General features: G+C 41.8%; 7 protein-coding genes. All 7 read left to right on the top strand.

All coding sequences use genetic code 11. From position 1 onward, the window contains the following. Nucleotides 1-53 precede the first annotated feature (53 nt). Nucleotides 54-1,679 (top strand): fimbrillin family protein, encoded by a 1,626-nt coding sequence (locus tag LPH68_RS19555; protein WP_004312581.1) that lies wholly within the window; start codon nucleotides 54-56, stop codon nucleotides 1,677-1,679. A gap of 60 nt (nucleotides 1,680-1,739) precedes the next feature. Then, a complete protein-coding gene (locus LPH68_RS19560; protein WP_151923799.1) occupies nucleotides 1,740-4,919 on the top strand; it encodes a TonB-dependent receptor in 3,180 nt (1,059 codons plus the stop codon). Nucleotides 4,920-4,940: 21 nt separating this feature from the next. Further along, nucleotides 4,941-6,953, top strand: coding sequence for a RagB/SusD family nutrient uptake outer membrane protein (locus LPH68_RS19565; protein WP_151923798.1), 2,013 nt, complete (start codon nucleotides 4,941-4,943; stop codon nucleotides 6,951-6,953). 47 nt (nucleotides 6,954-7,000) lie between these two features. After that, nucleotides 7,001-10,051 carry a SusC/RagA family TonB-linked outer membrane protein gene (locus LPH68_RS19570; protein ID WP_151923797.1) on the top strand — a complete coding sequence of 1,017 codons (3,051 nt, stop codon included), beginning with the start codon at nucleotides 7,001-7,003 and terminating at the stop codon, nucleotides 10,049-10,051. A 21-nt stretch (nucleotides 10,052-10,072) separates the two neighbouring features. Next, nucleotides 10,073-11,794 (top strand): RagB/SusD family nutrient uptake outer membrane protein, encoded by a 1,722-nt coding sequence (locus LPH68_RS19575; protein ID WP_151923796.1) that lies wholly within the window; start codon nucleotides 10,073-10,075, stop codon nucleotides 11,792-11,794. A gap of 80 nt (nucleotides 11,795-11,874) precedes the next feature. Further along, the gene (locus LPH68_RS19580) at nucleotides 11,875-13,959 is read left to right on the top strand and encodes a hypothetical protein (protein ID WP_004308492.1); all 2,085 of its coding nucleotides are present in this window, start codon (nucleotides 11,875-11,877) and stop codon (nucleotides 13,957-13,959) included. A gap of 181 nt (nucleotides 13,960-14,140) precedes the next feature. Beyond that, a complete protein-coding gene (locus LPH68_RS19585; RefSeq protein ID WP_151923795.1) occupies nucleotides 14,141-17,539 on the top strand; it encodes a DUF6250 domain-containing protein in 3,399 nt (1,132 codons plus the stop codon). Nucleotides 17,540-17,905: the final 366 nt, after the last annotated feature.

Raw genomic sequence — 17,905 nt, forward strand, 5'->3', positions numbered from 1 at the left:
CTGTTTACCAATCTAATATAGATAAAAATGCTAAAAATATAAACATGAGATTTATGAAAATATATAATTATATATCAATGCTTTTTCTGGCTGGCGCAGCCGTAGTTGCGTCTTGCTCGCAAAATGAAGAACTGACCGGAGAAACCCCGGATTCTTTGCAGGGATTTCAGATTAGTGTGTCTGATGAAGGATTTATGGACGAAAGTGGTAAGACACGTGCTACAGAGAATGGATATACTACCCGATTTTCTAACGGAGATGCTATCGGTATATTTGCGGTAAGAGGAGAAACGGTGGTAGAGGATATCAAGAATCGGAAATTCACACTGACAGATGGCTATTGGGAATTGACTGATGGAGGGGATCCTATTGAATACAAAGGTTCACAATTTCAGCGGATGACTTTTTATGCATACTATCCGTATAATGCGAATGTGACTTTTGATCCGACGAAGGTGGATCCTTTTGAAACATACGTCAACAATTGGAAAATAGGCAGTGAACAAAATGAAGGAAATTATACACAATATGATTTGATGACCAGTACGGGTAGTGTTCAGGGGGATCGTTTGAAAGGGCAGATCGCTTTTACTATGCAACATCGGATGGCTCTTGCGGTAGTAAAGATGCCTAATTTGACCTATAGCTTTACAAATGGCGGTATAGATGATTATCTGTTACCTTTGGCTGCCGGTTCGTTTACAGTGAACAATACTCAAGCAACTCCTTATTATCAGGAAAGTACGGATACATACCGCTTTTTGGTTAACCCGAATAAGGAATTCTCCATAAAGGGTACTTATACAGGGGTAAGTGAAATGGAATATGAAGCTAAAGGTACCTTGGAAGGAGGAACAGCGAAGATGTATACCATCGAAGATAAGAGTAAGATTAACCATACTTTGCAGGTAGGGGATTATTTTTGTGCGGACGGAAAAATAGTTTCTGTAGATGCGGAGGCGGTGCCGGAGAATGTGATTGGTATTGTTTGTTATGTGGGTAATTCACAGCCCAGTGTAACACATCCCGAACTTTATTCTGCAGAGATTGATGCTTTGCGTCGTGACTTCCCCGCTTGTACGCATGGGATAGTATTATCTACAAAGAACTCATTGGTAAAAGATGATGAACAAAACGATATTGCCTTGCAAATGTTTCATTCTAGTAAGGCTGGTTATTACTCAGATTGGTTTAATTCAGATGAAGATTGGAAGGATAAGTTTGTAGGTTGTAACACCGAGAGGGATGTTAACAAAAATGATGCATCAAAGGTTTTTCCCGCATTGATGGGGTATAATAACACAAAAATACTTACTATGTGTTACGAAGGAATGGGTAGTACATCTACTTGTGATTATGTTTATGACTATATCATGGCTTATCGTAAAGCAGAAGCCGTTCCTTCTGGTGTAACTCCTTGGTATCTACCTTCTGTGATGTGCTGGGATCAGGTTGCCAAGAATATGAGTGGTATTAATAGTAGTCTTCAGAAAGTAAATGGTGATAAGATGGTTACTTCTGATCTACCTGTAAATAACAAGGCTGCTGGGCACTATTGGAGTAGTACACAGCGTTCTGCAGTCAATCAATGGACACATAGCATGGGAAATGGAAGCTTTCACGTCACTTGTGAACGTGCTTCATGCGCCGGCTATTTCCGTATGATGCTCGCATTCTAAAATAAACATGACGGTATATAAAGTCCGTCAACTATACTTATATCATGAACATATACATATATGAATAAGAAAAACTTTATAAAGGGGACAACCTTACCTGTCGCTCTGTTTTTCACTATAGCAACTTTTGCACCTGCATGGGGATTGCAAACAGCTTCGGCAGCCATCGAAGTTGTACAGCAGCAAAGTACTATAAAAGGAACAGTAGTAGATAGCCAAGGCGAACCGATAATTGGAGCAAGTGTACTTGCGGAAGGAACATCTAACGGTACAATTACCGACATTGACGGTGTATTTAGAATAAATGTACGTCCCGGTACTAAACTGAAAGTATCTTTTATAGGTTATACTGATAAAACAGTTGTAGCAAAAAATGATATGAAAATCATCCTGGTAGAGGATGTGACTGCTCTTGAAGAGGTGGAGATTGTAGCTTATGGCACGCAGAAGAAAGTGACTATGACAGGAGCTATCGCCAGTGTGAAGGGAGAAGAATTGACCCGTGTATCTGTAGGTTCGGTTTCCAATGTATTAGGAGGGCAGATGACAGGTTTGACTACCGTACAATATTCCGGTGAGCCGGGAGCGGATGCCGCTGAAATTTTTATTCGTGGTAAAGCTACTTGGGAAAATTCTTCACCGTTAATTCAGGTAGACGGTGTGGATCGTGAAAGTATGAGTGATATCGACCCGAATGAAATTGAATCCATTTCTATCTTGAAAGATGCTTCGGCAACAGCCGTATTTGGTATTCGTGGAGCAAACGGGGTCATTTTGATTACAACTAAACGAGGAAAGGAAGGAAAGGCGAAAATTTCGTTTACTACTTCTGCTTCTGTATTGATGCCTACAAAAATGGTAGAACAGGCAAGTTCCTATGACTATGCCCGTTTTCATAATCAAATGATGTCCGGTGATGGCAAATCTGCCTTATTTAGTGATGGAGTGATTCAAAAATTTGCAGATGGTTCCGATCCTATTCGTTTCCCAAATATACAATGGGCTGACTATATTATGAAAAGCTCTACGCTTCAGAGCCAGCATAATCTGAACATCTCGGGAGGAACAGATAAAGTACGTTATTTCATCTCTGCAGGTGCTTATACGCAAGGAGGACTTTTTAGTGAGTTTGATCTTCCTTATAATTTAAGCTATCAGTACCGTCGGTTTAACTATCGTACAAACTTGGATATGGATGTCACTAAAACGACTACTTTGTCATTCAATATTAGTGGTAATGTGAATAATTCAGATCAACCGCGTACGAGTCAGGGATCTTCCGGATTGATTAAAAATATGTATTATGCTACTCCTTTCTCCAGTCCGGGAATCATAGACGGAAAATTAGTAAATTCGAGCGATGAGACTTATTCGGACGGGCTGAAATTACCATTTACTGGAGGTACAGGTATGGGATATTATGGAAATGGATTCAGCCAGACCAGTAACAATTCGCTGAATGTGGATGTGATTTTAGACCAAAAAATGGACTTCTTGACTAAGGGACTTTCTTTTAAAGTGAAGGGATCTTATAACAGCTCATTTACAGTTAATAAAGTCGGTTCTGGTGGGTCTGTAGCTACATACACCCCTGTATTGATGGATGACGGTAGTATTGCTTATCGTAAGTTTGGAGAGAATACGGATGTGAAGTATTCGTATACTACAGGTAAAGCGCGTAATTGGTATATGGAAGCTAGCTTTAATTATAATCGTACTTTTGGTGATCATACAGTAACAGCTTTATTCTTATATAATCAACAGAAAGAATATTATCCGAAAGTATATTCGGACATTCCTCATGGATATGTCGGATTAGTCGGACGTGTCACTTATGATTGGAAGAGTCGCTATATGGCAGAGTTTAATGTGGGTTATAACGGTTCGGAAAACTTTGCGTCCGATTTGCGCTTTTCTTATTTCCCGGCTGGTTCTATAGGTTGGGTGATGAGTGAAGAGAAGTTTTTCCGTCCTTTGAAGTCGGTAGTTAGCTTTTTGAAATTACGTGCCAGTGTCGGTTTAGTAGGTAACGATAATATTGGGGGATCGCGATTTATGTATATGGCTGATCCATATAATGTCGGTTTAGGTGATTTGGCGAATCGTGTAACAGCAAGTGGAGGAGCGACTAACGCTTGGGGATATGGATTCGGTACAGATAATGGTACTGTTAGTCTAGGGGCACGTGAGGTAGCTAAGAATAATGCTGCTGTGACATGGGAAAAAGCTCTGAAACGGAACTATGGTGTTGATATTAACTTCCTTGATGACCGTCTGAAAACAACCTTTGAATATTATAAAGAACGTCGTAATGACATCCTTTTGCGTGATGGTACAGCTCCGGGAATGTTAGGGTTCATTACTCCCTATTCAAATTTAGGAAGTGTAGACAGTTGGGGCTGGGAACTTTCTTTAAAATGGAACGATAAGATTGGCGATAATTTCCGTTATTGGGCGGGTATTAACCTTTCTTATAATCAGAATGAGATTCTTGAAAAGAAGGAAGCCCCGCAGAATAATTTATATCAATATCAGAAGGGACACCGTATTGGTTCGCGTAGTCAATATGTTTTCTGGCGCTTCTATGATGAGGATACACCTGCGCTATATGAGCAGACATTTAATCGTCCGTTCCCCACTCACGAGAGTATTCTTCAAAATGGAGATGCAGTATATGTAGACTTGAATGGTGACCGTAAGATTGATGCAAATGATGCAAGTTATGACTATGGCTTTACAGACGATCCTGAATATATGCTAGGTATTAATTTAGGATTCAGTTGGAAGAATCTGGAAATAAGTACTCAATGGACAGGGGCCTGGAATGTAAGTCGTATGATTTCGGATGTATTTCGTCAACCGTTTTATTCATCTTCCAATAGTGAGCAGGGAGGATTGTTGGCATACCATTTAGACCATACATGGACACCGGAAAATCCGTCACAATCTTCGGAGTATCCGAGGGCTACCATTGAAAATTCAACGAACAACTATGCTACTTCTACTTTGTATGAGAAGGATGCAAAATATTTGCGCTTAAAGACCCTTCAGGTAGCATACAATTTTCATTTCCCATTGATGAAGAAACTTGGACTGAATACATGTCAGTTGGCCTTTGCGGGATATAATCTGTGGACTATAACTCCTTATTTGTGGGGTGATCCGGAAGCAAGAGCTACTAATGCACCTTCTTATCCATTGTCCAAGACTTATACGTTGAGCTTGAAATTAGGATTCTAAAATTGATAAAGGAAAGATACAATGAAATTACAAAATAAATGGTTTATCGGTGCGATGATGGGAGCGGTAATTAGTCTGGTTTCCACTTCATGTGTGGACGAAATTAAATTCGGAAACTCTTTTCTAGATAAGGCACCGGGCGGAAATGCAACTATTGATACAGTATTCAATAGCGCTGAATATACGCGCCAATTTTTGAATACCTGTTATAGTAGGCAGTATTATGGATTACCTTATAATACAGACAGTAATGGTAATATTCCAGATTCTTCCAGCCCTTATTTAGGAAAGAAAGATGCACTAACAGATTGCTGGTCACTTTATTTTAGCGATGCTGGTGTGTATAAACAGTATTATATGGGAATTCACAATGCTAATTATGGTAGAAACGAGGATATTTTCCCATATACACGGGAAATGGTATGGGAAGTAGTGCGTTGGTGTTGGTTGTTAATGGAAAATATAGATAGAGTGCCGGGTATGGATAATGCTGAAAAAACTCAGTTGGTGGCAGAAGCTAAATGCTTGATTGCAGCACGCTATTTTGATATGTTCCGTCATTATGGAGGTCTTCCATTGTTATATGCTTCATTCACCGGTACGGAGTCAGGTTATGAAATCCCCCGTGCTACGGTAGAGGAGACTGTTAACTACATGATAAAGATGTTGGATGATGCTATCAATTCCGGCGGGTTGGTGTGGGCTTATGCTGATGCCGATCTTGCTAGCAAGGCCGGACACTGGACAAAGGCTGGTGCGATGGCATTGAAATGCAAAATCTGGCAATTTGCCGCTTCTCCGTTGTTTAACGATGTCAACGGATATGCAGGAGGAAACTCAGAGGCTGAACAGCAACGTCTGGTATGGTACGGCGGCTATCATGCGGAACTTTGGGATAACTGTTTGAAGGCTTGTGAAGCATTCTTTAAAGAGCTGGAGAGTCAAGGCGGGTATAGCCTGAATAAGGCTTCGGAAGAAACACCGGAACAGTATCGTCAGGCATATCGTATGGGGTATATTCGTCAGAACAGCAAGGAAGTCTTACATTCTGTTCGCACGAATATGTCGGACGCTTTCAACTCAAGTTCTTATATGTGGCATTCTTGGGCTGTTCCGTCACTTTGCCGTACTGAATATCCGCCTACACAGGAATATGTGGAGATGTTCCCATGGGCCGACGGCACTCCGTTTGACTGGAAAAAGGCGGAAACAGAAGGTAAGTTGGATGAAATGTTCTTGACCGGAACATTTAAAAATGGAGAACAACTATTGTCGGAAATCGTATTAACTCGTGACCCTCGTCTGTATGAGCATTGCATGGTGAATGGACTACCGAAGATGTTAGACTGGAGTGCCGGAACGATGTCCGGTTTACCTTATGAATTGTGGGTAGGAGGATACGATGAAGGACAAAATGCGGCACTTGAATCTGGTAACTATGCGACCGGTTATAAAAATATGAAATATTATTTGGGAACTGAGTACCAACGTCAGTATACGCAGTGGGTTTATCTTCGCTTGTCTGATATTTATTTGACTTATGCGGAGGCTTTGCTTCAAGCTAAGAACGATCACCGGGGGGCTATTAACCAAATGAATATAGTACGTGCCCGCGTGGGATTGAAGAAAGATTTGGCGGAGTGTGTTACAGATAAGAATTTACTTTCTGACAAAGCTGCCTTATTGGAAGAATTGCTGTGTGAACGTGTTCGGGAATTGGGGCTTGAAGATAGCCGTTACTTTGATCTTGTCCGTTACAAACGTGCCGATCGTTTCGAGAAACGTCTGCATGGATTACTTGCCTATCGTTTGGATGATGCCGGTAATCGCATGACAGGTAATACAAAATGGAATGAAGGAGATAAGAACAAAGGAGCATTGCAACCTACTCGATTTGAATATGAAAGGTTTGAATTATCTAAACCGGTTCGTCGTTGGTGGACATACGGATTTGATTCCAAATGGTATCTTTCTCCATTCCCGCAAACGGAAATTAACAAAGGGTATGGATTGATTCAGAATCCGGGTTGGTAATGTGAGACAACGAAACAGATTAAAACAATACTTGAATATTGATTTATATGAGAAAAAATAAGATTCTGATACTGGCTTTACTAGTTTGTTTGAGCATTCCGGTCAGAGCGCAGAATACAGACAACAACATTATAGGTATTGTTGTTGATAAATCGGGAAACCCAGTCTATGGAGCGTCCGTTAATGTGGAAGGTGGCGCAGTGGAGACCCGGGTTGAAACTGATAAAGATGGTAAATTTGAGATTGCGGTCGAGAAGGGACAACGCTTGAGTGTCTTTTCTGCCGACAAAGGCTCTACCACAGTTGTGGTAAAGGCTGATGGTCCGATGACTATTGTGATGGGATATGCAGCTCAGACTATTGATGTGGGAGCTAACCGGACATTCAATCGTCATGAATCAACAGCAGCTGTTTCTACCACCTATAATGAAGAGTTTAATAAGCGGTCTTCCCGGAATATATCCAATTCTTTATATGGATATGGATTGGGTCTTACTACTTTGCAGAATGCAGCTAGTACAGGTTTAATGGCAGATCCTACCTTTTATGTACGTGGTTTGCAGAGCTTGTCAAGTAGTACACCGCTTGTGCTGGTTGACGGTTTGGAACGAGACATGAGCTTGGTGAGTCCGGAAGAAGTAGAATCCGTTTCCGTCCTGAAAGATGCTGCGGCTGTGGCATTGTACGGATACAAAGGAGTGAACGGTGCGATCTTGATTACGACGAAGCGTGGTAAGTACAAAACAAAAGAGATAACGTTTACGTATGATCACATCATTAACACTCAGTCTCGACGTCCGGAATTTGTAGATGCGGCTACGTATGCTTCTGCTGTGAATGAAGCGCGTGGATATGAAGGTTTGGGAGCTCGATATACTCCGGAAGAAGTCGACGCTTTCCGTAATGGAGTAGGCAGTGGAGGAGCTTCCCGTATGTACCCTTATCTCTATCCTAATGTGAACTGGATTGATGAAACCTTTAAAGACAGAGGAGTTTCTAATAAATACACGATCGAATTCCGTGGAGGAGGAACAAAGTTCCGCTACTATACTATGGCGAATTTATTAACAGACAAAGGGTTTATCAAGACCCCGAATGCAAATGACGGATATTCTACACAGAATATGTATTCACGTGCTAATTTGCGTACAAATCTGGATATTGATTTAACGGGCACTACCAAATTGAAGTTAAATCTTCTCGGAACATTATCCGAATCTCGGATTCCGGGGGCTTCGGTTAACTTATGGGATATGATTTATTCGATTCCTTCTGCAGCTTTTCCGGTTCGTACGGAAGATGGCAGTTGGGGAGGAAGTACCACTTGGGCGGGCACGTCGAATCCTGTCGCACAATCGCAGGGAGCTGCTTATTCTAAAGGACACTCTCGCAGTTTGTTTACCGACCTTACCTTATCACAAGATTTGTCTGGTTTGCTGAAAGGATTGGGAGCTAATTTTCGTTTAGCTTATGATAACTATTCCAATATTTTAGAAGACCATAGCAAGACTTATACGTATGCCGGTTATGCAACAAGCTGGACAACTAACGGGCCGTTTTATACTGCCATTTCAGGTGGCGAATCCAGTGAAATGGGTTCGGGTGCGGGTATTGACAATTGGGCGCGTCAATTTAATTTTGCAGGTAGTGTAGATTATAATCGTTCATTCCAAAAGTGGGATGTGTATTCTCAATTGAAATGGGATTATGAATATCGTGATTCATACGGTCTGAACACTACTATTTATCGGCAAAATGTTTCTTGGTATAATCATGTAGGTTTCTCTAATCGCTATTATTTGGATCTGGCATTGGTTGGCTCGGCTTCCAGTTTATTGGCACCGGGACATAAATGGGCTTTTTCTCCTACCATTTCTGCTGCTTGGGTACTTTCGGAAGAAAAATGGTTGAAAGATGTGTCTTGGGTGAACTTCTTGAAATTGCGCGCTTCGTTTGGAGTGATCAATGTTGATTATCTGCCTAAAGACGGAAGTACTACCGTATATGACTATTGGGACCAGATTTATACGACTACCGGTACGCAATATAAGTTTAACAGTAGTTACGACTCTGAATTCGGAAGTACTATTATCGGTCGCTTGGCAACTGCTAATTCGACACATGAGAAAGCGTATAAATATAATGTTGGTGTTGATGCTATGTTGTTCAATGGATTGAATGTGACGGCAGAAGGCTATTATCAACGGAGAAAAGATATTTGGGTCTCTTCCGAAGGAAAATATACCGATGTGTTGGGCGTAGATGCTCCGTTCGAGAATGCCGGAATCGTTGATAGCTATGGCGTGGAACTAGGACTTAACTATACGAAACGGTTAGGAGATGTAGTGTTCAACCTTGGCGGTAATTTTGCTTGGAATAAGAATGAAATTAAGGAACAACTGGAAGAACCGCGTTTGTATAAGAATCTTGTGCAAACAGGAAATCGGTTGGGACAAGTATATGGAATGGTAGCTGAAGGTTTCTTCAAAGATAAAGAAGATATAGCAAACAGCCTTCCGCAAAACTTTAGTACGGTAGTGCCGGGAGACATAAAATATAAAGATGTGAATGGAGACGGAATCATTGATGCCAATGATAAAACAGCTATCGGTTATAGTACGACGGCTCCGGAAATTTATTATTCTTTCCATTTGGGAGCCGAATGGAAAGGGATTGGAGTAGATGTAATGTTTCAGGGAACAGGTAACTATTCTGCTGTCTTGAATACGAAGAGTATGTTTTGGCCGTTGATAAATAATACGACACTTTCTACTCATTATTATGAGAATCGTTGGACACCGGAAAATCAAAATGCCAAATATCCTCGTTTGAGTTCACAGAGTAATGCCAATAACTATCAGGCTAATACAGTTTGGTTGGCGGACCGGTCATTCTTGAAGTTACGTAACGCGGAGGTGTATTACAGATTTCCGGAAGAATGGATGAAGAAGACTAAGATATTGGGGAGTGCCAAGTTATATGTCAGAGGAACAGACTTGTTCTGTTCAGATCATATTGATGTGACAGATCCGGAATGTTATGGTGTAGCGACTCCGCTGAATAAGAGTGTAGTAGTCGGTGTTACGATTGGTTTTTAATCATAAAAACAAAGCGAAAGAATGAAACTGAAAAACATTATCTACGGAATGATGTGTGTAGCCGCACTCGGTTCCTGCTCAGATAAGATGGAATATCATGAGTACAATAATTATGATGAGGATTTTGTGAAGCTCAACTTCGGTAATGTGGGAGGGCTGATAACAAATATCTATTTGTCCATGGATGTGGACTTTGGAAACTATAGCGGGGCAATCCTTGGTTCTGCTACTGATGAGGCTGAATATGCTTATTCGGGAAATCAGATTGAAGACTTTTACAATGGTTCTTGGAGTCCGTCAAATGCTAAAAGTAGTATGTGGACGTCCTGTTATGAAGGGATAGCCAATTGTAATTTATATCTGGAGAAGTTTACCGGACTGACATTTCCTGAGTTGGCTTTGAACAGTGATTATGCACAACAAATGTTTCGTTATACCAATTACCAGTATGAGGTGCGTTTCCTTCGTGCATATTTCTACTTTAACTTGGTACGGCAATATGGAGATGTGCCGTTTAGCGACCATATATTAACAGCCGAAGAATCGAATACATTGTCGCGCAGGCCGGCACAGGAGATTTTTGATTATATCATAGCCGAATGTGATGATATAAAGGATAAGATTATTGTCGATTACAGTAAACTGGGAGATATGGCATTGCCTAGTAGTCCGGCGGAAACAGGACGTGCCAACCGTAAAACGGTATTGGCCTTGAAAGCTCGTGCTGCGTTATATGCGGCAAGTCCTTTGTTTAACCCGACTGATAATAAAGAGCTGTGGTATCGTGCAGCTAAAGCCAATAAGGAAATTTTAGATGACAGTAATGGATTTGCTGAAAAGGCAAAACTCTTAGTGGAGGATTATTCATCACTTTGGAGTAAGGATAATTACAATGACGCTACTAGTGAATTGATTTTTCTCCGTCGTGCCACTACTACCACTAATTCTTTTGAGGGATATAACTTCCCGGTAGGGTTGGAAAATTGTAAAGGTGGAAACTGTCCCACACAGACACTGGTGGATGCGTATGAGATGAAGGATACAGGGTTGCGCCCGGACGAGTTGGATAACTACGATCCTACTAATCCTTATTATACCAACCGCGACCCTCGTTTCTATTTGACTATTGCCAAAAATGGAGACGAAAAGTGGCCTAACTGGAATACTGTTCCTCTGCAAACCTATCAGGGCGGATTAAATGCGGAACCTTTGAGTGGCGGAACTCCGACAGGTTATTATCTGAAGAAGTATTGTCAGACGGCAGTAGACTTGCGTGCCGGTACAGCTTCAAAGACCTATCATTCATGGATTACGTTCCGTTTTGGAGAGTTCTATTTGAATTATGCGGAAGCTGTATATAAGTATCTGGGTAGTCCGTATGCAACGGACAGTGAATTTACAACTTCGGCTGTAGATGCTATCAAAGTAGTTCGTACACGTGCCGGAATGCCCGGATTCCCTCAAGGGATGACCAATGATGCTTTCTGGAAGAAATATCAGAATGAACGTATGGTAGAATTGGCTTTTGAAGGACATCGTTTTTGGGATGTACGTCGTTGGAAGGAGGGGGACAAACATTTCAAGAACATTGTTGAAATGAAAATTACGAAGAATGGGGATGATACTTATACGTATGAACGTAAGGTAAAAGAAAGAAGTTGGGATGATAAGATGTATTTCTTCCCGATTCCGCAGAGTGAAAAATCTAAGAATCCTAATTTGGAGCAGAATCCGGGGTGGTAACCCACAACCGGAATGCTGATGAATAGTGATAGGATATTCTTGCATAGAACGGATGTTTATAGAATAAAAAAACGAAAGAAATGAAGAAACATTATATAATACTGGGGCTGTTTTGTCTGCTGGCCATAGTTGCCTGCTCGGATAATGACCCCGTCGTTGAAGTGAACAATGGCAATCAGACGGAAGAGGAGTTGCCGCCTCTGCCTACTGAAGTTATAACGGGTAGCCGTGCAATGTGGGTTAGTTACGACCCGGCACCAAATGTTGACGCCAATAACTCTTCCGGCATATCATCCGCATTGATTAGCTGGAGATTACTGAAGACCGATCCGTCTAATGTTGCTTTTGATATTTATAAGTCGGTAGACGGCGAGACGGAAGTGAAATTGAATGAGAAACCTATTTCGAATACTACTTCTTGGGTGGATGCGGATATTGATGTATCAAAAACGAATGTATACCGGGTCACTCTTGCCAATCAGGCTGAAACGCTTTGCGATTATACCTTTACCTCTGAAATGGCAGAAAAGTTTTATCATGAGATTAGATTAAACATGAATGTACCCGATGCGTCGATTACATATTCTCCTGATGATATTCAGCTAGGTGACTTGGACGGTGACGGTGAATTGGAGATTGTGGTGAAGAGAGAACCGTATGATGGTGCCAACCAGGGGGGATGGAATAATGGTTCGACCTTGTTGGAAGCTTATAAGATGGATGGTACTTTTTTGTGGCAAATTGATTTGGGAATCAATATTCGTTCCGGTTCACATTATACTTCATATATTTTATACGATTTTGATGGAGATGGTTTATGTGAAATAGCTTTCCGCTCTTCAGAAGGTACAAAGTTTGGGGATGGTAAGGTCATTACCGATGCTTATGGTAATGTGAACGATTATCGAATTCGTCAGACTGACGCTGTGGGCTGGTATTCGGGAGCAAGTATTAATACAATTTGCGGTTTGATAATGGAAGGTCCCGAATATATCTCTATTTGCCGTGGATATGATGGACGTGAAATTACCCGGGTGGATAATATTCCTCGTGGTGGAAGTGGTTCAAAAGCGTCGCGTGCTAAATATTGGAGTGAATATTGGGGAGATGATTACGGAAACCGCATGGACCGTTTCTTTATCGGGGTGGCTTATCTGGATGGTATACCTGACGAAGCGACCGGAGTGAGAACAAGCAACCCCAGTCTGATCATCAGTAGAGGTATTTATCATAATTGGCAAGTATGGGCACTCGATTTGAAAGGGAATAAACTGGAAACCCGTTGGAAGTTTGATACAGCCGAACATTCTTCAAAATGGTTGTCCATGTGTTCGCATAGTTTTCGTGTAGCGGACTTGGACGATGATGGAAAAGATGAAATCTTGTATGGTTCTGCGGCTATAGATGATGATGGAAGCGAATTGTGGTGTACCGGAAACGGTCATGGTGACTGTTTATGTGTTGGCAAATTTATAAAAGACCGTTCAGGATTGCAAATTGTTGCTTCATTTGAAGAACCGGGCAATTATAATGGACAAGGACACGGTTATGGATGTCAAGTGATTGATGCAAGAGATGGTGGCTTGATTACCGGCCATGGAGCGGGTTCGACTACTGATGTCGGTCGTTGTATTGTGGCAGATATCGATCCGGATAGCCCGAATTTTGAGTACTGGTCTTCTTTGCAGGAAGGGGTATTCAGTTGTAGTGGCAGTGGATTGGTATCCAGTACATATCCTACAGGTATTGGTGGTGGAGTTTTGTATAATGTAGCCATTTATTGGAGCGGGCAGCCGACAAGAGAAATGCTGGACCGTGCTTGTGTCGTGAGCTATAAAGAGAACCCTGATGTAAACAAGACGAATAAGACTCGTTTGGTATATTTTGGAACTTACGGTAGCAATGACGGTAACCATAGCACCAAATACAATCCTTGTTACTATGGTGATTTTCTCGGTGACTATCGTGAAGAAGTAATAATGGGTTCAAGTGACATGAAATCTATTTATATATTCTCCACGAATCATCCTACCGAATTCCGTCTTCCTCACTTGATGACCGATCATAATTATGATATGTCTCAAGCGATGCAGAATATGGGATATAACCAGGGAACTAACTTAGGTTACTATGTAGGTGCTGAAACTTTGAAAAAAGCAGAATAAAAAGGTTTTTGAATAAGAAATCTCTTATTTGATATGAGTTTGTTGAAAAAGAACAATCCGGCTAACTGTCGGGTTGTTCTTTTTTTCATAGTTGAACGAATCGCCATATATATGGATAATATTCTATTTCTTAATTGAACGGCTCTCCCTACCTTTGTAAGGTGAGATAGCAAATATACATATGAAAAAACTCTTTATCCTTTTGTTCCTCTTCATCACTTTGGGAACAAACGCACAAAACAATAAAGTTTCCTGCCTCAACGCCCGCCAGTTTCATAAATATTGGAAGGTAGAGTCGGAATCTCCGGATTATAAAGTGACATTTCAGGGTGATACCGCTGAAATACTGTCTCCTAAAGGCCTTACCTTATGGAGGAAAGAAAAGATGAGCGGACGGGTAACCATTGAATATGATGCGTGTGTAGTTGTAGAAAAAGAAGGAGACCGCTTGAGTGACCTGAATTGCTTTTGGATGGCTTCGGACCCCAAACATCCTGATAATATATGGAAACGTGAGAAGTGGCGTAGCGGAATCTTTCTGAATTGTTATTCTTTGCAACTCTATTACATGGGATATGGTGGAAACTATAACTCTACTACACGCTTCCGTCGTTATGACGGCAATGAAGCAGGAATCACAGATCCCAAGGTACGTCCTGCCATACTGAAAGAATATACAGATACCGAACATTTGCTAAAAGCGAATCACTGGTATCACATTAAGATAACAAATGAAAATAATAGGGTTAGTTATTACATAGACGGCAAGAGACTGGTGGACTTCCGCGATGCCGAACCTCTGACAGAAGGATGGTTCGGCTTTCGCACCACCTTATCCCGTACCCGTATTACAAACTTCCGCTACGAATGTTTGCCATCCCAAACGTCTACTGTTCCTTTACATTGGATCGGCAATACTCCTGAACAAGACAAAGCTGTAAGCTTCGGAGTTCCTTTTGATGAAGGCTACCTATTTCCTGAAACTTCATTGCGACTAAAAACAGATAGAAATCAAGAGATTCCGGTAGATACTTGGCCGTTGGCTTACTGGCCGGATGGTTCCGTGAAATGGAGCGGAGTTGCCGGAGTCATTCCTGCCGGAACAGAAAGACTGACATTAGAAAAAGCCCCCCGGAAAGCAAAAACTATCAATAAACAGCCTGATGCTTCTATTGCAATCACTGAAACGCCTGAAAATATTCAAATTGAAACAGGGGTAATTTCCGTATTTATTCCCCAACGCGGAGATTTCCTGATTGATAGTCTATTATATAAAGGAACTAAAGTAGGAGAGAAAGCGCGTCTGATTTGTAATACTCAAAGCGAGCCGATTCAAGAAAATACATCTCAAATATCTTTTACTCGTTACATAGGAGAAATAAAATCAGTAACCATAGAACGTCTGGGCTCTGTACGGGCACTTGTAAAGTTGGAAGGGATACATCGGAACAGGAATAAGGAGATTGATACGAATCACTCTGAAGAGGAAGGGAACTATGCGAATAACTCTGATATGAACAAATGGAATAACCGTGAGTGGCTTCCTTTTGTGGTACGTCTCTACTTTTATGGTTGCAGTGAACAGATCAAAATGGTACATAGTTTCGTCTATGACGGAGATCAGAAGAAAGATTTCATTCGTAGTTTAGGTATCCGTTTCGACGTTCCTATGCGTGAAGCTCTGTATAATCGTCATATTGCTTTCTCGTGTGCAGATGGAGGAGTGTGGAGCGAGCCGGTACAACCATTGGTAGGGTGTCGCATACTCACTTTAAATAAGACAGATAATAAGAAAAACAGTAATGAAAAGAAAGATGCACAACAGAAGTCAACAGATGAACCCTCCCTGCAACAACAGCAAATGGAAGGCAAACGTATTCCACCTTATGAATCTTTCGATGAAAAGAACCGCTCTCTGCTCGATAACTGGGCTTCATGGAATGATTACCGTCTGTCTCAACTCACTGCCGATGCTTTCTCCATTCGTAAACGTGCCAATAACGATAATCCCTGGATAGGAACCTTTTCCGGCACACGTAGCGATGGATATACTTTTGTTGGAGATATTACCGGAGGATTAGGACTTTGTATGCATGACTTTTGGCAGTCTTATCCCTCTTCTATTGAAATTTCAGACGCACGAACCCCGGTAGCTACCCTTACCGCCTGGTTGTGGAGCCCGGAGTCCGAACCTATGGATTTGCGGCATTATGATCGTATAGCTCATGACCTGAATGCCAGCTATGAAGATGTTCAGGAGGGCATGAATACGCCATACGGCATTGCCCGTACAACTACGTTTACACTGATCCCACAAAGTGGATATACCGGGAAAAAGGCTTTTGCTGATTATGCCAAACAATTTTCTAGCCCTAGTCTGTTACTGCCAACCCCGAATTATCTTCATGCCCGCCAAGCTTTCGGGATATGGAGTCTCCCTGACCGTACTACTCCATTCCGTACTCGTGTAGAAGACCGCTTGGATGCTTACATTGACTTCTATCAGAAAGCAATCGAACAAAACAAATGGTACGGTTTCTGGAATTATGGTGATGTGATGCACGCTTATGACCCCGTTCGTCATACCTGGCGTTACGATGTCGGAGGATTTGCCTGGGACAATACGGAACTGGCTTCTAATATGTGGCTATGGTATAATTTCCTGCGTACCGGGCGTATTGATATTTGGCGTATGGCAGAAGCTATGACGCGTCATACGGGTGAAGTGGATGTCTATCATATCGGTCCCAATGCCGGATTAGGCAGTCGGCATAATGTAAGTCATTGGGGATGCGGAGCAAAAGAAGCGCGAATCAGCCAGGCCGCCTGGAACCGTTTCTACTATTACCTTACTACGGACGAACGTTGCGGTGATTTAATGACTGAAGTGAAGGATGCCGACCACAAACTCTATGAACTGGACCCTATGCGCCTGGCCCAACCTCGCAGCGAATATCCTTGTACCGCTCCCGCCCGTTTGCGTATCGGTCCCGACTGGCTGGCTTATGCCGGTAATTGGATGACAGAATGGGAGCGCACAGGTAACACAACTTATCGTGATAAAATAATAGCAGGAATGAAAAGCATTGCCGCTCTGCCTAACCGCCTTTTTACCGGTCCCAAAGCTCTAGGATTTGATCCGTCAACAGGGATCATCACAACCGAATGTGACCCCAAACTGGAAACAACCAACCATTTAATGACGATCATGGGCGGATTTGAGATAACCAATGAAATGATGCGTATGATTGATATACCCGAATGGAAAGATGCCTGGCTTGACCATGCTGCACGTTACAAGAAGAAAGCATGGGAACTTAGCCATAGCCGTTTTCGTGTCTCCCGCCTGATGGCTTACGCAGCTTATCACTTGCGTAATACCCAAATGGCTGAAGAAGCCTGGAAAGATTTGTTTACCCGGTTGGAACATACACCTGCACCGCCTTTCCGCATCACTACCATACTTCCGCCGGAAGTACCGTCCCCATTAGATGAATGTACGAGCATCAGCACGAATGATGCTGCTCTTTGGAGCTTGGATGCTATTTATATGCAGGAAGTTATTCCAATAGATAACTGAACGAGTGTAAAGTAGCACTAGTTGCCTCCCAATCTATTAATAGCAAAGTTCTTCCGCATTAAGGGTAAACTTCCTTTCTTTTAATACCAAACTTACAATCAACTTATTATAAACTATAAACGCAAGTTCTGTTTTTATAAATGAAGCTTTTGATTATAAAAACAAAACTTGCATTTTTATAAACGGAACTTGCGTTTATAGATTAGTCTTAAGCAACCAGGGAAAACGCATGAGTTAAAACGCTTTAATAAAGGTGTTTATCAAATTAGTTAGATACTCGTCACTCCAGCCAGCCTTCTTCCTTTTCCTATTGACAGAAGTCTTCTTGTCTTCATCCTGATAATTCTTCAAAATGGTCAATGCCAT

It is taken from the genome of Bacteroides sp. 1_1_30 (assembly GCF_020982715.1).
GTDB lineage: Bacteria > Bacteroidota > Bacteroidia > Bacteroidales > Bacteroidaceae > Bacteroides > Bacteroides xylanisolvens.